22 protein-coding genes are annotated in these 22119 nt (G+C 36.5%); 10 read left to right on the forward strand and 12 right to left on the reverse strand.

Annotated features, from left to right (window positions below):
* Positions 1-136: 136 nt before the first annotated feature.
* Positions 137-574 carry a nuclear transport factor 2 family protein gene (locus B154_RS29285; protein ID WP_018616286.1) on the forward strand — a complete coding sequence of 146 codons (438 nt, stop codon included), beginning with the start codon at positions 137-139 and terminating at the stop codon, positions 572-574.
* Between the two features lie 13 nt (positions 575-587).
* Here the strand turns inward: B154_RS29285 and B154_RS0120750 are convergent, their stop codons facing one another.
* The 9 genes from B154_RS0120750 to B154_RS0120785 form a co-directional block, all read right to left on the reverse strand.
* The gene (locus B154_RS0120750) at positions 588-1772 is read right to left on the reverse strand and encodes a THUMP domain-containing class I SAM-dependent RNA methyltransferase (RefSeq protein ID WP_018616287.1); all 1185 of its coding nucleotides are present in this window, start codon (positions 1770-1772) and stop codon (positions 588-590) included.
* Positions 1773-2003: 231 nt separating this feature from the next.
* Positions 2004-3425, reverse strand: a complete 1422-nt coding sequence (locus B154_RS29290; protein WP_018616288.1) for a M16 family metallopeptidase — start codon at positions 3423-3425, stop codon at positions 2004-2006.
* A gap of 32 nt (positions 3426-3457) precedes the next feature.
* The gene (locus B154_RS0120760) at positions 3458-4798 is read right to left on the reverse strand and encodes a M16 family metallopeptidase (RefSeq protein WP_018616289.1); all 1341 of its coding nucleotides are present in this window, start codon (positions 4796-4798) and stop codon (positions 3458-3460) included.
* A gap of 100 nt (positions 4799-4898) precedes the next feature.
* Complete coding sequence (gene miaA / locus B154_RS0120765; protein ID WP_018616290.1) at positions 4899-5801, reverse strand: tRNA (adenosine(37)-N6)-dimethylallyltransferase MiaA; 903 nt, start codon at positions 5799-5801, stop codon at positions 4899-4901.
* A gap of 58 nt (positions 5802-5859) precedes the next feature.
* The gene (locus B154_RS0120770) at positions 5860-6447 is read right to left on the reverse strand and encodes an IS1096 element passenger TnpR family protein (protein WP_018616291.1); all 588 of its coding nucleotides are present in this window, start codon (positions 6445-6447) and stop codon (positions 5860-5862) included.
* Between the two features lie 122 nt (positions 6448-6569).
* Positions 6570-7988 carry a CCA tRNA nucleotidyltransferase gene (locus B154_RS0120775; RefSeq protein WP_018616292.1) on the reverse strand — a complete coding sequence of 473 codons (1419 nt, stop codon included), beginning with the start codon at positions 7986-7988 and terminating at the stop codon, positions 6570-6572.
* A 105-nt stretch (positions 7989-8093) separates the two neighbouring features.
* The gene (locus tag B154_RS32835; protein ID WP_169337684.1) at positions 8094-8297 is read right to left on the reverse strand and encodes a hypothetical protein; all 204 of its coding nucleotides are present in this window, start codon (positions 8295-8297) and stop codon (positions 8094-8096) included.
* Positions 8298-8388: 91 nt separating this feature from the next.
* Positions 8389-8958, reverse strand: a complete 570-nt coding sequence (locus B154_RS0120780) for an L-threonylcarbamoyladenylate synthase (RefSeq protein WP_018616293.1) — start codon at positions 8956-8958, stop codon at positions 8389-8391.
* Positions 8958-10109: a glycosyltransferase family 4 protein gene (locus tag B154_RS0120785; RefSeq protein ID WP_018616294.1), complete on the reverse strand. Its 1152-nt coding sequence runs from the start codon at positions 10107-10109 to the stop codon at positions 8958-8960. Before B154_RS0120785 ends, B154_RS0120780 begins: the two co-directional genes overlap by 1 nt.
* Positions 10110-10307: 198 nt before the next feature.
* Between B154_RS0120785 and B154_RS0120790 the strand changes: the two genes are divergently transcribed.
* The 3 genes from B154_RS0120790 (at position 10308) to B154_RS0120800 (ending at position 13242) form a co-directional block, all read left to right on the forward strand.
* Entirely contained in the window at positions 10308-10985 is a 678-nt protein-coding gene (locus B154_RS0120790) for a TlpA family protein disulfide reductase (RefSeq protein ID WP_018616295.1), read from the forward strand.
* A 452-nt stretch (positions 10986-11437) separates the two neighbouring features.
* A complete protein-coding gene (locus tag B154_RS0120795) occupies positions 11438-12250 on the forward strand; it encodes a 2,3,4,5-tetrahydropyridine-2,6-dicarboxylate N-succinyltransferase (protein WP_018616296.1) in 813 nt (270 codons plus the stop codon).
* 62 nt (positions 12251-12312) lie between these two features.
* Positions 12313-13242 (forward strand): DMT family transporter, encoded by a 930-nt coding sequence (locus B154_RS0120800; RefSeq protein ID WP_018616297.1) that lies wholly within the window; start codon positions 12313-12315, stop codon positions 13240-13242.
* Between the two features lie 61 nt (positions 13243-13303).
* On the opposite strand, the gene B154_RS0120805 is transcribed toward B154_RS0120800, so the two are convergent.
* Positions 13304-14077, reverse strand: coding sequence for a hypothetical protein (locus B154_RS0120805; protein WP_018616298.1), 774 nt, complete (start codon positions 14075-14077; stop codon positions 13304-13306).
* 275 nt (positions 14078-14352) lie between these two features.
* On the opposite strand from B154_RS0120805, the gene B154_RS0120810 reads away from it, so the two are divergent.
* The gene (locus tag B154_RS0120810) at positions 14353-14949 is read left to right on the forward strand and encodes a hypothetical protein (protein WP_018616299.1); all 597 of its coding nucleotides are present in this window, start codon (positions 14353-14355) and stop codon (positions 14947-14949) included.
* Here the strand turns inward: B154_RS0120810 and B154_RS0120815 are convergent.
* The gene (locus B154_RS0120815) at positions 14918-15469 is read right to left on the reverse strand and encodes an LOG family protein (RefSeq protein WP_033412214.1); all 552 of its coding nucleotides are present in this window, start codon (positions 15467-15469) and stop codon (positions 14918-14920) included. The genes B154_RS0120810 and B154_RS0120815 overlap by 32 nt on opposite strands.
* A 91-nt stretch (positions 15470-15560) precedes the next feature.
* Here B154_RS0120815 and B154_RS0120820 point away from each other — a divergent pair, with 91 nt between their 5' ends.
* Positions 15561-17120 carry a sodium:solute symporter gene (locus B154_RS0120820; RefSeq protein WP_018616301.1) on the forward strand — a complete coding sequence of 520 codons (1560 nt, stop codon included), beginning with the start codon at positions 15561-15563 and terminating at the stop codon, positions 17118-17120.
* A 123-nt stretch (positions 17121-17243) separates the two neighbouring features.
* On the opposite strand, the gene B154_RS29295 is transcribed toward B154_RS0120820, so the two are convergent.
* Positions 17244-17663: an Hsp20/alpha crystallin family protein gene (locus tag B154_RS29295; protein ID WP_018616302.1), complete on the reverse strand. Its 420-nt coding sequence runs from the start codon at positions 17661-17663 to the stop codon at positions 17244-17246.
* Positions 17664-18004: 341 nt separating this feature from the next.
* On the opposite strand from B154_RS29295, the gene B154_RS0120830 reads away from it, so the two are divergent.
* The 4 genes from B154_RS0120830 to B154_RS29305 are packed head-to-tail and all read left to right on the forward strand — an operon-like array spanning position 18005 to position 22116.
* Positions 18005-18649: an O-methyltransferase gene (locus tag B154_RS0120830; RefSeq protein ID WP_018616303.1), complete on the forward strand. Its 645-nt coding sequence runs from the start codon at positions 18005-18007 to the stop codon at positions 18647-18649.
* On the forward strand, positions 18649-19725 hold the full coding sequence (locus tag B154_RS29300; RefSeq protein WP_018616304.1) for a glucosaminidase domain-containing protein: 1077 nt from the start codon (positions 18649-18651) through the stop codon (positions 19723-19725). Before B154_RS0120830 ends, B154_RS29300 begins: the two co-directional genes overlap by 1 nt.
* Positions 19726-19756: 31 nt before the next feature.
* Complete coding sequence (hpt, locus tag B154_RS0120840; RefSeq protein WP_018616305.1) at positions 19757-20314, forward strand: hypoxanthine phosphoribosyltransferase; 558 nt, start codon at positions 19757-19759, stop codon at positions 20312-20314.
* A gap of 50 nt (positions 20315-20364) precedes the next feature.
* Positions 20365-22116 (forward strand): YfbK domain-containing protein, encoded by a 1752-nt coding sequence (locus tag B154_RS29305; protein WP_018616306.1) that lies wholly within the window; start codon positions 20365-20367, stop codon positions 22114-22116.
* The last annotated feature ends 3 nt before the right edge of the window (positions 22117-22119 follow it).

Raw genomic sequence — 22119 nt, forward strand, 5'->3', positions numbered from 1 at the left:
ACCGGCTGTCGACCAGAAACTATAACCCTGACAGTAGTGACGGAAAAATTACCGCAAGCGAGTTTTAGCAACGGATTAACCAGGGCAGGTTTTCCTGCCTTTAGTTTTTACATTAGCAGGAAAATCTGCAATAACCATGGAAGAACAAATAATTATAAAAACCATTACAAATATTTTTAATGGTTCTGACAAGCAGGATTGGGAACTGGTGCGTAACTCTTTTTATCATGAAGTTTTCCTTGACTATTTTTCTTTAAGCAAAAAACCAGGTGAAAAGGTAAAATCTGATGAAATTGTAAAAGGCTGGAGCGAATTTCTTCCAAAGTTTAGCTTCACACACCATGTGATAACAAATTTTGAAATAACGGTTGCAGGAGCTAATGCAGTTGCATTTTGCAAAGGGCACGCATTGCATCATTTACCTGATGCTGAAGGAGGTGATACCTGGACTGTTATTGGAACTTATGACTTTAAACTGGTAAAAGTTTCAAATGAATGGAAAGTAAACAGTATGGTTTTCAACCTGCTGTATGAAGATGGAAATAAAAGTCTTCCTTCCATAGTGGCGCAATAACGAGGTGCAGTATTTAAGCATTTTCAGTAGTTGAAGTTTTGTTTCGTGTACCTGCATATAAATCATATTCCAGTAAGCGGCAATCAATTTTACTGGTATAAAACTCAATTCTGCGACTTGCTTTCAGGCCGATTTTTTTTGCAAGTTCAAGATTGCCTGTAAAAATATAACCCGTATAACCCTTACACTTCTTTTTCATAAAGTCACCTATTCTTGCGTATGTTTCCTGCAATTCTGATTCTACACCAAGGCGATCGCCGTATTCGGGGTTAAAAAATACAACTCCGGCTCTTCCTTCAGGTACTTCGGTTGTTTCGAAATCTCCTACAGAAAATCGTATATAATGTTCTACTCCTGCTGCTGCGGCATTAATTTTTGAGATATTTACCGCATCTGCACTTATATCTGATGCGATAACGAGCAATTCTTTTGCTTCGATTATTTGTTGAAAAAGAACTTGTCGCTCACTTTCATACATCCCTTTGTCGTAACCTACAAGATGCATAAAAGCATAATTATCGCGAAATAATCCGGGACGACGATTGGTAGCTAACAAAGCGGCTTCTATTGCGACTGTAGAAGAGCCACACATTGGATTTACAAAAGGAGATTTTTTATCCCACTTTGTCGCCATAATAGTAGCTGCCGCTAATGCTTCAAGCATAGGCGCCTTACCAGGAATTTTTCGATACCCGTGTTTCGCCAATGTTTCGCCTGATGTATCTATAAATATTTCAGCAATATTTTCTTTCCAATATAAATGAAAGACAGTTTTGTCAAGATTAGGACCTGAGTTAGGCCTGCTTCCTGTTATTTCGCGCATTCTGTCAACAATCCCATCTTTTACTTTTACATTAGCAAACAAAGAAGTTTTAATATTTGGATTATCAACATTGCTTGTTATGGTAAAATATCCATCAGTAGGGATTAATTGTTCCCAATGTATTTCAACTAATTCTTTATATAATTCATTAGGATTGGTGGCAGCAAACTTTTTTATAGAAAATAAAACCTGGCTTGCGCATCTTAAGTTGAGATTAAGCCGAATACAATCTCTTAATGTTCCTTGTAGCTCTACACCTGTAGCAAATACTCTATCTGAATAAAATCCTAAGTCTGATACTTCCTGTTGCAAATAAGGAGATAGTCTTTTATTGCAGGTAATAATTATTCTGGAGGTGTTATTAAAAATTTGCATGCTTATGCAAACTTACTGGAAAGAGCGGAAATTGCTTATAACTGACGATGTATTTGGAATGCGCTAGAAACAAAAGTATGACTAGCAAAGCTGCAATTGTTTTAAAGAAGGTTCAGGAATTAATACACTTCCTGAACCTTCTTTCTATTTATTGATTTTCTATCGTTCAATTTGTTAACGTCCTTTTCAGATGTATCCTTCGTTTTTTATTAATACATTCAATATAAGTTATCAATCTTTCTTTACTGGTTGTGCTGAAACGGGATTGCCATAGATGTCAAAATATTTTACTTCGCCATATTTATCAAGGCCTTTGGCAATTTCTTTTGCATTACCTACAATTACAATAATCATATGTTCAGGTAAAATATATTTATTGGCCATTGCATGAATATTTGATGAGCTAACAGCTGCAATGTTTTTTAAGTATTCCTGGTAATAGTTCTGCGGCAGATGGTAACGAGCAATATTTAATGCAAAATTTGCGATCGTTGCCGGATTTTCTAACGAACGTGCAAAGCTTCCTGAAATATAATTTTTCATATTTACCACTTCAGTATCGTTTAAAGGCTCTGTGCGAATCTTTTTAAACTCGCTTAAGAATTCTCCAACCGCACTGTCAGTTTTTTCATTTCTTACAGACGCAGTCGCAGTAAATGCTCCTATAAGTCTGTCACTTTTTATGCTCGAATAGGCTCCGTAAGTAAACCCATGTTTTTCTCTTAGGTTATTAAATAAACGTCCTGTAGCTCCTCCTCCTAAAATACTGTTCATAACCGAAGAAGGGATAGCTTCGGGAGAACCAGGTTTTAGGGGAATGGGAGTAATAAAAGTTATTAAACTTTGCACACTGGCTGGGCGGTCTACAATGCCAATATAGGTTTTAGCCGGAGGCTGAGGCTCCTTATACGTAGCTTTAGGTACTACCCCTTTTTGCCAACTTCCAAAATTCTTTTCTGCAAGCACTTTTGCCTGGGCCGGGGTTATATCTCCAACAAAAACAAGGTAGGCAATATTAGGCTTCCAATAAGTTGAGAAGTAATTTTTAATGTCTTGAAGCTTTACATTATTTATCGTTTTTTCTGTAGTAATATCCCCATACGGGTGGTCTTTGCCATAGGTGAGCCGGTTAACTACGTTTTCTGAAATAGCTTCAGGATCATCTTTTTCTGCCTGTAAATTCGATAACTCCTGCCTGCGGATTTTCTCAAGCTCAGCAGATGGAAGCGAAGGTCTTAGAACAATATCACTCATTAAGGAAATTACTTTGCTAAAGTTCTTTTTAAGAGATGCAGCATACACTGAAGTTGGGGCTGTACGAATACTTGCCCCTAAAAAGTCAATTTCTTCATCCAGCTTTTCTTTGTTCATTGTAGTCGTACCCCGTCTTAATAATTCTCCGGCCATAGAAGTAAGGCCTGCTTTATTTCCTTCAATAATGCCGTCGAGGTCTATGGTAAGCGAGGCAGAGACCCTTGGAAGCTTATCATTTTCTACCACAAATACTTTAAGTCCATTTTGTAATGTAAAAGTTGAAGGCTCTCCTATTTTAACTTCAGGAGCAGGAGAAGGTTTTGGTGGTTTTGACCTGTCTATCTGCGCAGATGATAGTAAAGGCAGCAGGATAAAAATATATAAGCAAAGTTTTCTCATTATTGTTTTTTTTGAAATTTCAGGGATAATTATTACTTTGGTGCAGCAGCTGTTTTTGAGCCTTTTGGAACATAATACAGCACAACCCGGTTGTCTTTATTCAGATACTTTTTTGCTACATCTAAAATATCTTCGCGGGTGACTTTATTGTAGTTATCAATTTGAGTATTGATGAGGTTTGCGTCGCCAAAATATACTTCATAGTTGGCAAGGTTTTCAGCTATACCGGCCATAGTAGCATTTGCACTTACAAAAGCTGTTTGAACCTGGTTTTTTACTTTCTGAAATTCTCTTTCAGATACCAGTGTTGTCTTTAGATCATCTACAACGCTGTCTATTGCATTTTCGAGTTCTCCGGGTTTTACGCCCATATTAGCTATAGCTAAATTAATAAACAGGCCCGCGTCTTCAAGAAAATAAGGAAAAGATGCAGCTTGCAGCGCTATTTGTTTTTCATCTACCAAAGTTTTGTTCATACGGCTTGATGGGCCACCAGACAAAAGAGTGGATAATAAATTAAACGCATAATATTCGGGACTTGTTTCTTTTGGAGCGCGATAGGCTTCGAAAACAGCAGGTAATTGAATGTTGTCTTCGATAGTATCCCTTACTTCGCCACCCAATGGCTGTTCAGTAACATCCGGACGGTGAATGGGTTTGGTACCCTTGGGAATTGGCCCAAAATAATTTTCAATTTGTTTTTTGGTTTCCTCAATATTTATATCTCCAGCAATGGATAAAACACAATTGTTGGGCACATAATAGGTCTTGTAAAAATCGATAAATTCATTAAGTTTTGCGGCATTAAGATCCTGCATACTGCCAATCGGCGTCCAATGGTAAGGATGTTGCTTGAACGCCCTCCGGAAAATCTCGTACTGAAATGACATGTACGGCTGATTATCTATTCGTTGACGTTTTTCTTCCTTTACAACTTCGCGCTGTGTATTTACACCTACCTGTTCAATTTTTGCATGCATCATTCTTTCGCTTTCCAGCCAAAGACCGAGTTTTAGCTGGTTGCTCGGGAGCAATTCATAATAAAACGTTCTGTCCTGGGTAGTGTTTGCATTATCTGAACCCCCGGCATTGGTTACATATTTCATGAACTCACCCCGTTTAATGTTTTCTGAACCTTCAAACAACAGGTGTTCGAAGAAGTGGGCAAAGCCGGTGTGAGCAGTATCCTCATTTTTAGAACCCACATGGTACAAAGTGGTAACAGCTACGACCGGAACGGTAGAGTCTTTATGAAGAATTACTTTGAGTCCATTAGGCAAAGTGTATTTTTCAAATACAATTCTAGGAGCCTGCGCAACTAAACTGCTATTTATAAGTACAGCAGTAATCGCTATTAAAAGCCATTTTTTCATGAAAGAAAGATTTTTTTATAATCCACAAGTTCAGAAAAGAAAAAGTAAAAACAATAGGAGAAATTATTAAAAACGACCTTTTATCTGCGAAAATTACCGTTTAACAATTAATTGAGGAAAGAACATCTTTTGCAGAAACATTGTGTGGATTATACCAGCTTATAGTGTTATCCTTTTTAAACCAAGTCATTTGTCTTTTTGCGTAATGCCGGGTATTTATTTTAATTTTTTCTTCGGCTTCTTTTAGAGAACATTGATTGTCAAGATAATCAAACAGTTCCTTGTAGCCAACTGTCTGCAATGCGTTTAAAGATTTGTACTTATACAATGCTGAAGCTTCAGCTAACAAGCCTTCTTCCATCATTTTGTCTACCCGGTTATTAATTTGCTCATTTAATTGAGCACGGGGAAGCTCAAGTCCAATTTTAATAATATTGAAAGGTCTTTTCTTTTTATCACCTTTTCTAAACGTTGTGACAGATTTTCCTGTTGATATAAATACTTCGAGTGCCCGTATTAGTCTCTGGGGATTTTGCTGTTCAGCAACCTTCCAAAAGTAAGGGTCCAGTTCAGCTATTTGCTTTTGCAAAAACTCAAGACCCTTTGTCTCATAATCAACTATTATTTGTTGCCTTATAAGAGGGTTTATAGCTGGAAACTCATCCATTCCTTCACAAAAAGCTTTTATGTACAAACCCGTCCCGCCAACCATAACAGCAGTTGTATGATTTTCAAAAATTGTTGCTGCTGCATGTAAGGCATATTGTTCAAATATACCGGCATTTACTTCTTCATGTATATTATGAGAATTGATGAACCAATGCCGAACTTCAGCCAATTCTTCTGCAGAAGGTTTGGCTACTCCTATATTCATCTCTTTGTAACACTGGCGTGAATCTGCTGAAATAATTTCTGTTTGTAATGCCCTGGCTAACTGTATAGCAAAAGCAGTTTTACCTACAGCAGTAGGCCCACAAATAATTATAATCGTGTGAGAATGCAATATTGTAAAGCGGTTTTAAAAATATTACCCGCAACGAAAATAACAGCAAAAGTTGTTTTTAATATTCTTCTTCATTTCCTGCTTCGGCTTCATCTGAAAACGACTCGTCTTCGCTGTCTTCAGACTCTTCATCGTGATCATTGTCACCTTCGCGGCCAAAGCCTTCTGCTCCTGCACTTAAATCATACTTTTCTTCAATGTCTACAAATTTATCTCCAAGCAGGCTTTTTGTTCCATATTGTGCGGGTCCAATTCCTTCTGCACGTACTGTAGATGGATAAGTAATTTTAGCATTTTCTTCTTTGCTGACATTTATCAGCTCGATTAAGAAAGTCCAGCCTTTGGCAAAGTCATAGGTATAAATAAATTTTTGATTAGGGTCTTTTATCTGTGAACCAATGGTTGTTTCAGACATCAGCAACGGCTCTGCTTTATACTCCTTATCGTATTTCTGTAGCGTTATTTCACGTCCGCGTTGCCAGTTATCATTACTGCGGTAAAAAGTTGCCGCATGTTTGTTGTCAAACTCATAAGCCTTTAAGACAGCATTGTGAAGGTCTGCAAAGGTTTGTGTATGTTTTATAGCGATATCGCGATATACACTGTCGTCTTCTTCATAATATGCGCGAAATTTTAAAACAGCCATTTTTACTAAATCTTTATTTTAATTGTTAAAACCAACAATAGAATGGAAAATAATTGTTACTACTTATAGTAGTCTGCATCTCAAGTGCAAACTTCTTACCACACTTTTGAAGGGTTATCTCATCAGGTTACAGGCGCAAGGTTTAACTCCTCTCCTTTTTGCAGCATAAAGGTATATGCTTCTTCATAACTGTTTCCTATTTTGCCGTCAAGAATTGCTTCACGTATTGCATCTTTTATGATTCCAACATTTCGTCCGGGTGTTAATCCAAAAGTCTCCATGATTATTTCACCTGTTATAGGCGGCTGCCAATTACGTATTTTATCCTGGGCCTCCACTTCCTGCATACGCTGTTTTACCAGTTCAAAGTTCTCAAGATATCTTTTAACTTTTGTTTTGTTTTTACTGGTTATATCAGCATTGCAGAGCATCATTAGCGAGTCAATATCGTCTCCTGCATCAAAAAGCAGTCGCCGGATGGCGCTGTCAGTAATATTTTCTTTTGTAAGGCCGATGGGGCGCAAATGCAATTCGACCATTTTTTGAACAAAACGCATTCTGTCGTTAAGAGGAAGTTTAAGCTTATTAAATATTTTAGGAACCATTCGGGCTCCTACCACTTCATGACCATGAAAGGTCCAGCCATGTCCTTCTTCAAATCGTTTGGTAGCAGGCTTTGCAATATCATGCAATAGCGCAGCCCATCGCAGCCAAAGATCTTTGGTATGAATGCTGATATTATCAATTACCTGTAAAGTGTGGTAAAAATTGTCTTTGTGGCCTTTGCCATCTATATATTCTGCTCCCGCAAGATCTACCATTTGCGGAAAGATTATCTGCAACAAACCGGAAGTAAACAACAAGTTCCAACCGATGGAAGGTTTTTTGCTGACCATTATTTTATTCAACTCGTCAGTAATTCTTTCTTGGGAAACAATCCTAATTCTTTCTTTATTGTCCTTAATTGCTTTGAACGTTTTTTCTTCAATTTGAAAACCTAATTGTGTGGCAAACCGTATGGCGCGCATCATTCGGAGTGGATCGTCGCTAAATGTTTTTTCAGGCTCTAAAGGGGTACGAATAATTTTAGCTTCTATATCGTAAAGACCGTTAAACGGGTCGATCAGATCGCCATAATTGTCTTTATTTAAACTTATTGCAAGAGCATTGATTGTAAAATCACGCCGGTTCTGGTCGTCTTCAATAGAACCAGGTTCAACTTCCGGATTGCGGCTGTCGGAGCGGTAGCTTTCCTTTCTTGTTCCCACAAATTCAATTTCCAGGTCTTCAAACTTTATTTGAGCCGTTCCAAAATTTTTGAAAAAAGCCACCTGGGGCGCAGGAGAAAAACGGTTAGCAACTTTGTGAGCGAGGGATATACCATCACCAACGCAAACTATGTCGAGATCTTTGGTAGGTCGGCCGATAATTTTATCGCGAACAAATCCGCCTATGAGAAAAGCAGGCATTTCCGCTTCGGAAGCGGCAGTACCTATTTTTTTAAGAATAAATTCTTCTTTTTTACTACAATGTATAAACATGATCGCCACAAAGATAAAACCTAATCATTGTGATAAATCTTATATCATTACTATAAAAAAGGTTGTGGAAAGCTGCTTTCTACAATAAAGCTGTAAAATCTTCGACTATTCAAACTCGAGTTCATTGCAGAAATATTCCCAGTTAAAATCATATCTAAGTAAGGAACTGTCTGAATCTGAACTGTCAGTGTAAAATGATGTATTTGGTAAAATAGCATCATTCTTAATGATTTCTGGTCCAAAAGCGTAAAGGAGATGTGAATAAGCAGGCTGACTGTTACTCGAAATTGGTAGTTGATTCTGGCTCATAAAATATGGGGGTTTATTAAATAAAGACAATTATTCTGCCATAACAACGCAACTGACATTAAAAATATAGAATGTTATAAGTTTCTAATATTTAAGGCCTGATTGTAAAAACTTCACCATTTTTCCACTTAATGATAGATGAAGGTGAATGAATGTTTTTGAAATCTTGTGCAAAAGAAACTACATAATCTACCGCATTTTTTACTTCTGTCGAGATGCTTTGAAAATTTTGGGGAGAAGGTTGCCCATGCAAATTAGCAGAAGTAGATACAATTGGTTTTTTATATCTTTTTATCAAATGCCTGCAAAAATCTTCTTTTACAATCCTGATACCTATGCTGCCGTCTTCATTTAAAACGTCGTCTGCCACGTTTAATCCGTGTTCATAAATGACCGTTGTTGGTTTAGTTGTGTTTTCAAGGAAATTAAATACTTCCGGATCCGGGGCTGCTACATACTGCAATACATCCCTTTCCGATGCAAGCAAAACAATTAATCCTTTGTTTGCAGGTTTTCCTTTTATCTGTATCAATTTTTTTACAGCACTACTATTAGTAGCATCACAACCCAAGCCCCAAATGGTATCAGTGGGATAAAGTATGACACCTCCTTTTTGTAATACATCAAGGCAGTGTTCTATATCGTAATTAAAGTCAGTCATTACATGCGAAGGTATACCTCCATTACTTCAGCAGCACATTTTTGAGCTGTAAAATTTTGAGCGTGTTTCCAACCCTTTTCTTGCATTTCTTTTACTAAAGTAGTGTTTGTAGCTAATTGCAGCATGCCTTCGGCAATTTGTGAGGGAGAATGAGGGTCTACATAATAAGCAGCATCTCCTCCGGTTTCAGGAAGACAAGAAATATTGGAAGTAATTACTGGTACCCGACTCCACAATGCTTCCAAAACAGGAAGACCAAAACCTTCAAAAACAGAAGGATAAATAAGTCCTGAAGAAAGTTGGTATATAGCAGGAAAGTCTGTCGACGACTGAAAGTTGACAGAAATTTTTGCCTGGTCGGTTTCAGATAAAAAAAGCACTTTTTTGTCAATTTCGTATTTACGTAAATATTCCTTTACTTTTTGTTTATACGCTCCCCCGCTACCTATTACCACTAGCGGAATTTCCAATTTTCCTTTCAACTCATGTAAAGCTTTACAAATATTTAGTAGATTTTTTCTTTCTATCATAGAGCCTACATACAAAAAGAAGCAATCAGGCAATTCGTAGATTTCTTTTATTCTAAGCTTATCCATTTCTGAAATGGTCTTAGCAAAACGGGGTTCACAGCTTTGATAACATACAGTTATTTTATATTCAGGTATCTTATATAGGTCTATAATATCCTCTTTGGTTTGTTGGCTGATAGCAATAATTTGATCAGCATTCCTACACGCATATTTAAATTTTTGCCTGTAAATCTGCACATCCAACCAATTATATTGCTGAGGATACCGCTCGAAAATAAGATCATGTATAGTAACAACCGAACGAACTGATGTATTTTGAATTCGAAAAGGTATTTCGTTGCTCAATCCATGGTATATATCGATACCTCTTTTTTTAAGATCTTTTTTCACCCAACTGCTTCTCCAAGCAGATTTAAATTTTTTTGAAAGAAAATCGCCGGGAGTAATATTTTCAACATTTTTAAACCTTTCAGTTGCAAACCGATTCGTCACTTTGGGAGCACACAGATAGTAATCTTCACTACTATAAAAACTAGCCAGCGACGAAATAAGGGTTCGGCTATAGTGCCCTAAACCGGTAGCATTTTGATAAGCTCTTTTTGCATCGAAAGCTATTTTCATATTGTGTGACGTGTATTTATAGAATTCTTAGAACTGAAATTGTAAGATCTATGAGAAAAGAACTTTTATTGAAAAAAACGGAATTATTTTATTTTTTCTATTTTTAAATCCATCAAAGTTTTTCCTCCTACTTCTTAAAATCCTTCCAAATCCAGCTTATCGCCTTCGATTGCAAACATAGAATAAAATGCATTTTGTATGTTTGATGCATTATTATTTGATATGATTAGAAAATGTATCTGTACCCTATTTACAGTAATTATATTTACAAAAGCCTTTTCTCAAAGCCGTTCTTTATATGATACCAATGTTGCTAGGTTCGACTTTTTAAATAACAAACTCTTTGTTCCGCTACAATTGGAAGATACTAGCGGTCATATTTTCAATACCGCGGCTCTTATTGGCAAAACTATTTATGTTGATTTCTGGTTTACTTCTTGTCCTCCCTGCCTCAGAGAAATTCCTTACTCGACGTCTCTTCAAAAGTTTTTTGCAACCGATACCAACATTGTGTTTCTTAATATTTGTATAGATAATAAAGAACGAAAGCAAGCCTGGAAGCAAATGGTACACGTTAAAAAAATGCAAGGAATACACTTGTTTTATGCACGTAACCAACCTCAGAAAATTAGCTTGCTAAAAGAATATTATATTACTTTTCCGACTTACCTTTTGGTCAATAAAGAAATGCGAATTATTGGCTACGACGCGCCAAGACCATCTGAAGAAGGTTGGGCACACTGGGCAATAGTACGGGCAGAAGATGGCGTCCTGTTGTCTGAATCATATTCAGAAATAATAAATCATTCAAAAGCATACAAGGATTTTTTAAATAAAAGCGGGCCTGAAATTTTTTCTTTACGAAACGGTAGATAATTTCCGTCGTCTCATTTTTGCTATTAACCCGGTTACAATTTTTTTTGACCTTTCACAATTCATAAATGCATTATTACCATTCATCCTGCTGATTTATCGTTTCATATGTTTTCATCTTGTTCTCTCTAAGCTCTGTAGGTAATTTTATTCTTGTAGAAACAAACCAAAACTGACTAACAAACCAAAACTAACTGTCAACGACCAAAACTAACTGGTTATGCAGAGAAAACAATCCTGGTAACAGGATCAACCGGAGCGCAGGAAGGAAGTGATGCACTTGCCTTCCTTAAAGCCGGTAATAAATATTGAAGGCCTAAAAATTACTACTCTACATATATCCCAAAGCACTGTTACGGCAGTGCTTTTTTGTTTTTCTATAAAAGTGAAAATACCTTTTGCATCTTATTTCCTTTGTTTTTAGATAACCCATTAATTTCGCACAAATTTTAAAAATGGAATTACAATCATTAATACAGGAAGCATTTGCAAAAAGGGAACTTTTGAAAACACCTGAATATAGCCAGGCTGTAAGAGACGTAATTGAAGAATTAGATAAAGGACGGCTGCGTGTTGCTTCGCCGACACAAGAGGGCTGGGTTGTGAATGAATGGGTCAAACAAGCAATTTTAATGTATTTCGGCATTCAGCAAATGGAAACATTTACTTTGCCGCCTTTTGAGTTTTATGACAAAATGAAACTCAAGAGCAATTACAAAGAGTTAGGTGTGCGTGCTGTTCCACATGCTGTTGCCCGATATGGTGCTTACCTCGCAAAAAATGTTGTACTAATGCCGAGTTATGTAAACATTGGCGCTTTTGTAGATGAAGGTACAATGGTAGATACGTGGGCAACTGTTGGTAGTTGTGCTCAGATAGGTAAAGACGTACACTTAAGCGGCGGCGTCGGCATCGGCGGTGTGCTTGAGCCGCTGCAGGCAACGCCGGTAATAGTTGAAGATGGCTGTTTTCTCGGTAGCCGTTCCATTGTTGTTGAAGGTGTTGTTTTAGAAAAAGAAGTGGTTTTGGGAGCAAATGTTGTGCTTACTCAATCAACAAAAATTATAGATGTCAGCGGAAGTGAACCGGTTGAATACAAAGGGCGCGTTCCTGCACGAAGTGTAGTAATTCCTGGTACTTATCCTAAAAAATTTCCTGCCGGAGAATATAATGTAAGTTGTGCTTTAATCATCGGCAAACGTAAGCCAAGCACAGACCTTAAAACCAGTTTAAATGATGCTTTGAGAGATTTTAATGTGTCTGTTTAAGGAATAATCTATCGTAAAAGGTCGATAACCGGTTTTAGTGCAGCTATCGACCTTACTTTAATATGAACAAATATGTACAAAACAACAAGATAACTCTCGCAGGTTTTCTTATCACTTTTATAGGTGCTGTTTTATTTTCGACAAAGGCCATTATTGTAAAAAAAGCCTTCGGTAATACCCATACTGATGCGCTTACGCTCCTTACGTTGCGTATGGTTTTTTCATTGCCATTTTATATTTCTTCTGCTATCGTCGTCAGTAATAAAAAAGAAAACATTCGCATAAATAAAAAACAATGGCTCTATGTTATTGTTTTAGGTTTGTTTGGTTATTACGTTTCAAGCCTTCTTGACTTTGTGGGTTTGCAATATATATCGGCCGGTCTTGAAAGGTTGATCCTTTTCCTGTATCCCACTTTTGCTGTACTGATAAATGTTTACTTTTTCAAACAAAAGCTGTCATCATCACAAAAGGTTGCCTTACTGCTTACTTACCTGGGTATCGCTATCGCTTATTATGGTGAAATAAGAATGGATACAGGCAATCCTAATTTTTATTTTGGCAGTTTAATGGTTTTTATATGTGCTGTTACCTATTCTATCTACATTGCCGGCAGTGGAAGAATAATTCCTGTAGTTGGTGCAAATAAGTTTACCGGCTTTGCTATGCTTGCAGCAACGGCCGGCATTTTCATTCATTTTTTATTCAAAGGAAATATTCAGACTTTATATTCAAATGCAGGCCTATGGGCGTATGGATTGTTACTTGCTATATTGTCTACGGTTATTCCCTCATTTATGATATCGAATGGTTTAAAAAGAATTGGTGCAAATAATGTTGCTATTATTTCCGGCATCGGACCTGTCTCTACCATTGTACAGGCACATTATATTTTAGGAGAAAAAATATTTGCAGAACAAATAGCAGGTACACTAATGGTGATTGCCGGGGTGCTTTTAACAGGCTGGAAAAGAAAAGAAGTGATTAAGTAAACCACTTCTTTTTAAAAATATATTTACTTAATTTAAAATAAAAAAACCCTTGTCTTATACCCTATATCCTAAAATCATCACCTTCACTCATATCAATTGTAAAGTTGTCTTTTTTGTAATATTGCCTGTATTTATCGCTTATTTCTTTCGTTTGCTTTTTACCGTCAATATATAAGTTTCCATCTTTGACTTCTATTTTGTATGCTTTTGATTTGTCTATTAACCCGTCTTTTTCAAGTGCATCTGTAAACTCTTCTACGTTTTTTATTTCTTCCTTTGCATTTTCAAGCGAGCGCCGTGCCTCTTTCATAGATCGATCAATATCCACTTTTATCTTTTCGCGGTCTATTTGTATGTCAAGTTTTTGTTTTTGCAAATCTGTTTTAACTTTTTCCAACTGCTTCTTTACTTCCTCCATTTTTACCTTACTTACTTCTTTTGCATTTTCTGCAACTTCCTTGTTTATTCTTTCCCAATCTATATTTTTCATGGCGTCGTCTATTTGTTCGGTTATCTTTTCCATATCTATTTCTTTCATTTCTTTATCAATTTCCGCCTGGTATTTGCTCATGTCCATACTCTTCATTTGCTCCTCCAGCTTTTTCATTTGAATTTCCAATTGTTTCATTTGCTCGTCAAGGTTGCGAAAATCTCTATCGGCCCCATTTCGATTGCGTTTGAGGGGTGAGGTGGTATCGCCATCATTAGATTTTTGCTCTTTTCGAAAGGAGTCTTTGGCAGCATTTTGCTTTTGACGAAAAGCTGAAAAGCCGATAATGACTACTGTTAATGCAAGTGCTAATACGATTTTTGTAAATAATGAAACCTGTTTCATAGATGTTTTGTTAAAGTGTTAGTAATACGAATTGTTTCGTATCAAATATACGATGCACTTCGTAAGACGCATAGTGCGATCCTTATTGTTAGAAAAATTTAACAATTGCTCCTTTAATTACACTTTCTCTTTAAGCTTTCTTTATTAATATTGTTCATTTTTCCCGAAAAATCTTAATCGATCATTGTTGTTTTAAAATTATCGGTACAACTGGTTAACTATTTATAATTTCCAATGTTGGAAATATTTTTTGCCTGTAACTAAATTCATAAAAAATGAAACTTTTTTTACTAGTAGGTTTACTTGCCTTATCTGTTTCTTCCTTTAGCCAGGATGAAGAAGAAAGCAGCCACAAGTTTAGAAGAGATAATATTTTTTTTGGTGGCTCAATTGGTCTCGGACTTGGAAATGGAGGATTTAGTACCGGTGCAAATCCAGAAGTAGGATATTCTGTTGCCAGGTGGCTGGATGCAGGTATATCAACTAATTTTAATTATTTCTCTTATCGTGCAGAATATAATAACGGCATACGGCAAAGAAGTTTTAATTATGGCGGAGGAGTTTTTGCGAGGTTTTTTGTTTTTAGTGGATTTTTTTTACAGGTGCTACCAGAATATAACTGGGTTAATACTAACTTCAAAGACTTGAATGCGGGAAGCATTGGAAGTGAGTATCACCTTAAACGAGAAGCGCCGAGTCTATTATTGGGTATAGGCTATGGTAGCAGGGTTATTGGCAATACCAATTTCTTTACAGTGCTAATGATCGATGCGGGCACTAATACCAACTCACCTTACATTGATACTTACGGAGCTAAACTTCCGATTTTGAGAACTGGTTTTAATTTTTATCTGCGTCCAAAAAGGCGATAATACCTGCGGGAGAGTCAACTACTAAAATACGTTCCTGCCAGTTTTCATACAAAAAGTTACATTCCTGCATGTGTTTGATATGCTTGATCAAATGATTATAAAATCCGGCAGAATTTAGTAAGATTATTTTTTTATTGTGAATCTTAAGAGTATTCCAGGTAAGCATTTCAAACATCTCGTCAAGAGTTCCGTTTCCACCTGGCAATATAACAGCAACATCACATAAGTCGTACATTATTTTTTTTCGGGAATGCATATCCTGAACTACCTGCAGGTCCGTTATATTTAACTTTTGTCTTTCCCACCCTATTAATATTTCCGGAATAATGCCGGTTACCTTCCCTCCGTTTTCCATAGCTGCATTTGCAACAGCACCCATCAATCCTTTATCACCGCCTCCATATATTAAGGTGATTTTACTTTTTCCAAGGTATTCTCCCAGTTCTTTTGCGTGTATTTCAAACAAAGGATTTGAACCGGATTGGGAACCGCAAAAGACTGCTAAAGAAGTTGTATTCATACCATTGCTTTTTAACATCGCAATATTACCTCAATATTTTTTGCTACTTTTCGCCCTTCAATACGGTAACGATAATATTATATAGTTTTTTATGTCACCAACATTGCTGTTTACGTTTGTTTTCGGGTATTTTCTTCTTTTACTAGGCGTAGCATGGTACACAAGCCGGAACAGCAATAACGAAACTTTTTTTATTGGAAACCGTAGCAGCAACTGGATGCTTGTTGCCTTTGGTATGATAGGCACCTCTCTTAGCGGCGTTACTTTTGTAAGCGTGCCTGGTACTGTAGGTATAGGCGGTTTTGGCTATTTCCAGGTGGTTATAGGATATTTTTTAGGCTATTTTGTAGTAGCGTTTATTCTGCTTCCTATGTATTACAAAATGAACCTGACGTCTATTTATAGCTACCTGTTGCAACGTTTTGGCTTTACGTCTTATAAAACAGGCGCTTTATTTTTTATTATATCCAGAACCTTAGGTGCTACAGCAAGATTGTACCTTGTAATAAATGTGTTGCAGATATTTATTCTCGATGAAATGCATGTTCCTTTTGGGTTAACAACATTCATTATTCTCCTGATGATTCTCTTATATACGTTTGAGGGTGGAGTAAGAACAATCGTTTTTACCGATACTCTCCAGACTTCATTTATGCTTATCGGATTATTAGTATGTGTTACCTACATCATGCACCAGCTAAACCTTTCTTTATCTGATACCTGGGCGGTACTTAAAAGCCATAAATACAATACATTAATTAATACCGACTATAAAAGCTCAGGCTATTTTCTCAAGTCACTTCTTGGAGGAGCATTTATCACCATTGCTATGACAGGCCTCGACCAGGAGATGATGCAAAAAAACATCAGCGTACACAATCTGAGAGATTCGCAAAAAAATATGATTTCTCTGAGTGTTTTGCAGGGCGTGGTAGTTTTCATTTTTCTTGTGCTTGGTGGGTTGCTATATTTATTTGCCCTAAATAAAGGAGCTGCTTTTGATCAGGGAATGGTAGGCGGTAAACCTCAAATGCAGTTCCTGCTAGATAATAAAAATATTCTCGGTGATAATCTTTTTCCGCAAATTGCCTTTAATTATCTTCCTCCTATTATTGGAATTATTTTTATCCTTGGCCTCATCTCAGCGCTTTTTCCCAGCGCCGACGGAGCATTAACAGCTTTAACCTCTTCTTTTTGTATTGATATTATAGGTTTAAAAAGAAATGAAAGCTGGAATGAAAAGCAAAAGAAAAAAATAAGAATGACCGTTCACATCACTTTTGCCGTCATTTTCTTTTTATGTGTCATTATTTTCAAATGGATAGATAATAAATCTATCATAGATATTATATTAAAACTGGCAGGCTATACTTATGGTCCGTTATTAGGATTGTTTTCTTTTGGCATCTTTACCAAACGCAGGCTTCCTGAGTCGGTTGCCGTTCCTGCTCTTTGTCTCATTGCTCCAGCTATCTGTTACTATATCAGTGACAATGCTGCGAACTGGTTCAACGGTTTCCAGATAGGAATAGAACTACTTATTTTAAATGGTTTGCTAACTTTTATCGGTTTATTCATTATTTCAAAAAAACCTTATACTTCAAGCGACACTGAGCTTGAACATGAATTGGTACAAAAGCAGAAGTTGTAATAATTATTTGTAGGAAGCAGGTGGTACAAACATTAGATATCAAATAGTTCCCGTTATGACATCCTCAGTTAATTTGTGGTAATACGCTGCACCAGTTACATGACTCAGCGTATTACCACTAATTTAATACACTTCAATTCTTGTATATTTTAGTTGAAGGGGATGTGAATTCTTTGGAATGTGAACATCAAGTTCGCCATTTACATAAAATGCGTGAGCAAAAGATGCATCGACATTCTTCGGCAAGAAAAACTTTCTTTTCCAATCAGAAAAATTATATTCACACCTCGTCTTTTTTGCTTCTTTTCGTGAAAGTACATGACTTGATTTTCGCGGTTGAATGCAAATTGCATTTCCGTTCACAAATATTTCAAAATCTTCCCGACGAAAACCCGGGGCAGCAAGTGTAAGAACGTATTCCTCTTTTCGCTCTTCTACGTTAACACTAGGAGTATGTTTTGTATATTTTCCACCCGGTTTTTCTTCTGTAAGAAAATCGGCCCGGGTAATATGATCTCGTTTTAAAATAAGGGGACGTGTCATAGCGGCATTTTTATATGTGAGAAATGGTTTGGAAACTCAGTTATAACAATCTGATGTACCTAACTCCCTTTTTTGAAGACATCCCTTTTTGTGCAAACTGGACTTTGCATAAAAAGTTTTAGAGGTAAAATTATTTCGTCTTTCTTATTGCAAAAATACAAATATAATTTGACTCATATTCGATTTGTAATGATTTTTCATATCTCAACGAAAATCTTATGACCGAAAAAGACAAATCGTTTTAAACCAGTGATTTGTATCTTAAAAATAAAGCGATTACTGAAACATTAACTATAATACAACTAAAATAACCTCTAATTAATTTTTATTAGTTTTGAACTATGCAACCAGAACTTATATCCTCATTAGCAGAAAGCTATGCTGCCCGATACACCACCCCGGAAGAGGCAGTTTTGCAAAGAATAAACGAAGAAACAGTAAAAAATCATCCACAGGGACATATGATCAGTGGTCATGTGCAAGGAAGGTTTTTATCGTTTATCAGCAATATGATCCAGCCAAAATATATTTTAGAAATAGGAACCTTCACAGGATATAGCGCTTTATGCATGGCTGAGGGAATTGCAGCAGGAGGTCAGTTACATACTATAGAATTAAGACAGGAAGATGCAGACACCGCATTAAAAAATTTTAATATTGCTCAAAAAAATAATTTTATTACTTTACACGTTGGTAACGCAAAAGATATAATACCGACGTTGCCTTATCAATGGGATCTGGTTTTTATTGATGCTGATAAAACAAGTTATATAGAATATTATGAACTTGTTTTGAATAAATTGTCAGAAAAAGGCCTTATCATTGCAGATAACGTATTATTTCACGGGCAGGTACTCGAAGAGCCCATTAAAGGAAAGAATGCTTTAGCAATACAAGCATTTAATAAACATGTAGCAGAAGATCCGAGAGTTGAGCAGGTTATGCTAACTATAAGAGACGGACTACTTTTAATAAAAAAGAAATAATGACCAAATCCTTCAGGCTTATACCCGCATTGTTTTGTGCCATTTTATTATTTTCTGCCTCTTACGGCCAAACAGAAAAACAAAGAATAGAATCTTATATTAGTAGTTACAAGGACCTTGCCATAGATGAAATGCTGAGGACAGGCGTACCTGCGGCAGTGACACTTGCGCAGGGTATATTAGAAACGGGTGGAGGACAAAGTGACCTGGCTTCTTTAGCTAATAATCATTTTGGTATAAAATGTAAATCGGAATGGACAGGTGAAACAATTTCACACACCGATGACGCTAAAGATGAATGTTTTAGAAAATATTCTTGTGTTCAGGACTCTTATAAAGACCATTCTGACTTTTTAAGAACAAGACCTTGTTATGCCTTTCTTTTTAAACTCGATCCGACCGATTATGAAGGCTGGGCCAAAGGTTTAAAACGTGCCGGTTATGCAACTAACCCCGCTTATGCTCAAAAACTGATAAAACTTATTGTAGAAAATAATCTGCAAGATTATACTTTACTTGCTCTTAACGGTGTAAATAATCATGATGAAAATCTTGCAAACGGCAATAATACTGGTAATAATGAAGTAAGTGTAAGTAGTTCAGAGCAATCAACAATAGTAAAACCTGCGGTTGCAATGAGGGTTTTAGAAGACAAAACGAAAAGGACAAATTATCCTGCTAATTCAGTTTTCAGTATAAACGATTCAAAAGTAATTTATGCTGAGGCCGGTACGTCGTTGCTGGCATTGGCAAATAACTATAATATCTCGTTTAAAAAGCTCCTAGAATATAATGAATTCGTCGATCAAACGGATATTCTTAATTCTGACCAATTAATTTTTCTTCAAAAGAAATCAAAAAAAGGTACAAAAGATATTCATATTGTAGAGGCTAATGAAACAATACGTGATATTTCACAAGAAGAAGGTATACAGTTGACAACTATTATGGACTACAATGGTTTGCAAAAAGGAATGGAACCTGCACCTGGTGAAAAAATTTATCTTAAATATCCTGCCCCGTCGTCTCCAAGGTTAGCTGCTGCAAGTAGCTACAATACCGCTTCGAATATGTAATAAGGGATTAAATTGCACAAAAATTCCCGAGATGACGGAGATGATACATGTACATGATAAATGCTTTGTGCCCTATCTTTCCGCCGAAAGGATTATTGAGAAGGTAAAAGTATTGGCCGCTCAGATTAACACGGAATACAAAGGAAGAAGACCGCTTTTTATTTCTATTCTCAATGGCTCATTTATGTTTTCTTCTGACTTATTTAAATTAATAACTATCGAGGCAGAAATTTGTTTTATAAAACTTGCCTCATATAAAGGTACAAGGAGTTCTGGACAAGTTATTACAGCCATAGGCCTCGATACTGATTTAAAGGGCCGTGACATTATTGTATTAGAAGATATAATTGATACAGGAAAAACAATTACCCAGTTTTTGCCACAGGTATACAATCAGCAACCGTCTTCTTTAAAGATTGCCGTACTCTTGCACAAACCCGCCGCTACGGTCTACCCGGTCAAAATAGACTACACCTGTTTTACAATTCCTGACAAGTTTGTTGTCGGCTATGGACTTGATTATAACGGATTGGGAAGAAATTTAGCACAATTATACCAGGTTAAAGAAGATTTACTGTTGGAAAAGTAACTTAAAATCAATAATTTACGTCTTAAAAAAAGAAATTAAAACGTAAAATTTTGCGACAATTTTCATTAATTTTCTTTTTACTATCATCTACTTCAGCTTTTTCCCAATATTACCTGCGCGGAGAACTAAAAGACGAACAAGGACAGGGATTGGCTGATGCAAGAATAACTCTTTCTTCAAAAGGTAATTATCCCTATTATACTGGAAGTTCCGGAGCATTTGGCATTCCTACCAGCTTAAAAATAGATACAATAACTTTTACACTCGAAGGCTACGATACTTTAAAAACTGCCGTTGTTACTACAGAGTATGGAAAATTTACCCTTAAAATGTCACCACGAAAGGTAACAGTGAGAACTTTGCATCTTTCTTCTCTTACAAAAAACTTGCAACCCGATTTAAAAGAATCAAACACTTACGATGGCGAAAGTTACTCCCCTACAATAGAAAACCCGTTTGTAACCACAAAAGATTTTCCTGAAACCGGTTTTGCAGTACATGTAGACGGAGCCAGTTATAGTAATATCAGAAGGTTTTTGAAATCGAAAAAAAAGCCTCCCGCTGATGCCGTAAGAATTGAGGAAATGCTTAACTATTTTAATTTAAAAACAAAAGCAGCATCTAACACTGAAAAGACATTTTCGGTCAACACTAATCTTACTTCATGTCCCTGGAATCTACAAAATCAACTGTTATTTATTAATCTTAAGGCAAGAAAAATAAGGCTTAATAATTCACCTTCTGCCAATCTTGTTTTCCTCATAGACGTTTCCGGTAGTATGGATGCGGACAATCGCTTGCCCTTGCTAAAAAGTGCTTTTAAACTTTTAGTCGAAAATCTAAGAAGCGTAGACGTTGTTTCAATTGTTACTTATGGCGACAAAGCTACCCGGGTGCTTGAGCCAACCCATGGTAATAACAAGCAGCAAATAATTGAAGCTATTGAAGGATTGACTCCTGCAGGTGCAACTGCCGGAGCTTCTGCCATACGTATTGCCTATAAAATTGCCAGGGAAAATTTTATTCCTCACGGAAATAATCGGGTCATCCTCGCTACCGATGGTGATTTTAATATTGGCGAGACCAGTGAAAAAGACCTGGAAGATATAATAAGCAAGGAAAGCAAGACTGGCATTTATTTGACATGCCTGGGAGTGGGTATCGGTAATTACAAAGACAGTAAACTGGAGGCGCTTGCTAATAAGGGGAATGGCAACTTTGCGTATCTTGATAATGAAAAAGAAGCCGAAAAAGTGTTGGTGGAGGAATTTGCTCAAACCTTGTACAGTGTTGCAGACAATGTTCATTTGACTGTCAGGTTCAACCCGGATGTTGTAAAGACATACAGGTTAATAGGATTTGATAATAAAAAAAGTGCAATAACTGACTCAAGTACAACATTAGAAGGTGGAGAGATAGGAAGTGGTCACTCTTTGTTAGCAGCTTTTGAAATCAATCGGGCAGATTCAGGAAGAAGCGGAAATAGCAGCCTTGCTATCGGGACGGCGATCTTATCGTACAAAATTCCAGGAAATAATACAAGTATAAATGAAGAGTATAAGATACCGCAAAATTATCTTGCCTTAGAAAAATCTGATTCCTCCTTACAGTTTGCAACTTCAGTTATTATGTTGGGAACGGTATTGAAAGAGTCTCCCTATGCAAAGCAATTTTCATGGAACGAAATTTATTCACTTGCAATAAACGCTGCCGATCCTCACAACCGCCTTCAAATGGAGTTTGTTGATTTAATTGCCAAAGCAAAAAAATTATATCGTTTGCCGAAGAAAAGAAAACATTAATAT

Origin of the sequence: Segetibacter koreensis DSM 18137, from assembly GCF_000374045.1 — a bacterium.
Taxonomy (GTDB): Bacteria; Bacteroidota; Bacteroidia; order Chitinophagales; family Chitinophagaceae; genus Segetibacter; species Segetibacter koreensis.

Coding starts and splice junctions, on each gene's coding strand:
- B154_RS29285 (WP_018616286.1), top strand. CDS start 137: ATGGAAGAACAAATAATTATAAAAACCATTACAAATATTTTTAATGGT.
- B154_RS0120750 (WP_018616287.1), bottom strand. CDS start 1,772: ATGCAAATTTTTAATAACACCTCCAGAATAATTATTACCTGCAATAAA.
- B154_RS29290 (WP_018616288.1), bottom strand. CDS start 3,425: ATGAGAAAACTTTGCTTATATATTTTTATCCTGCTGCCTTTACTATCA.
- B154_RS0120760 (WP_018616289.1), bottom strand. CDS start 4,798: ATGAAAAAATGGCTTTTAATAGCGATTACTGCTGTACTTATAAATAGC.
- B154_RS0120770 (WP_018616291.1), bottom strand. CDS start 6,447: ATGGCTGTTTTAAAATTTCGCGCATATTATGAAGAAGACGACAGTGTA.
- B154_RS0120775 (WP_018616292.1), bottom strand. CDS start 7,988: ATGTTTATACATTGTAGTAAAAAAGAAGAATTTATTCTTAAAAAAATA.
- B154_RS32835 (WP_169337684.1), bottom strand. CDS start 8,297: ATGAGCCAGAATCAACTACCAATTTCGAGTAACAGTCAGCCTGCTTAT.
- B154_RS0120780 (WP_018616293.1), bottom strand. CDS start 8,958: ATGACTGACTTTAATTACGATATAGAACACTGCCTTGATGTATTACAA.
- B154_RS0120785 (WP_018616294.1), bottom strand. CDS start 10,109: ATGAAAATAGCTTTCGATGCAAAAAGAGCTTATCAAAATGCTACCGGT.
- B154_RS0120790 (WP_018616295.1), top strand. CDS start 10,308: ATGTTTGATGCATTATTATTTGATATGATTAGAAAATGTATCTGTACC.
- B154_RS0120795 (WP_018616296.1), top strand. CDS start 11,438: ATGGAATTACAATCATTAATACAGGAAGCATTTGCAAAAAGGGAACTT.
- B154_RS0120800 (WP_018616297.1), top strand. CDS start 12,313: ATGAACAAATATGTACAAAACAACAAGATAACTCTCGCAGGTTTTCTT.
- B154_RS0120805 (WP_018616298.1), bottom strand. CDS start 14,077: ATGAAACAGGTTTCATTATTTACAAAAATCGTATTAGCACTTGCATTA.
- B154_RS0120810 (WP_018616299.1), top strand. CDS start 14,353: ATGAAACTTTTTTTACTAGTAGGTTTACTTGCCTTATCTGTTTCTTCC.
- B154_RS0120815 (WP_033412214.1), bottom strand. CDS start 15,469: ATGAATACAACTTCTTTAGCAGTCTTTTGCGGTTCCCAATCCGGTTCA.
- B154_RS0120820 (WP_018616301.1), top strand. CDS start 15,561: ATGTCACCAACATTGCTGTTTACGTTTGTTTTCGGGTATTTTCTTCTT.
- B154_RS29295 (WP_018616302.1), bottom strand. CDS start 17,663: ATGACACGTCCCCTTATTTTAAAACGAGATCATATTACCCGGGCCGAT.
- B154_RS0120830 (WP_018616303.1), top strand. CDS start 18,005: ATGCAACCAGAACTTATATCCTCATTAGCAGAAAGCTATGCTGCCCGA.
- B154_RS29300 (WP_018616304.1), top strand. CDS start 18,649: ATGACCAAATCCTTCAGGCTTATACCCGCATTGTTTTGTGCCATTTTA.
- hpt (WP_018616305.1), top strand. CDS start 19,757: ATGACGGAGATGATACATGTACATGATAAATGCTTTGTGCCCTATCTT.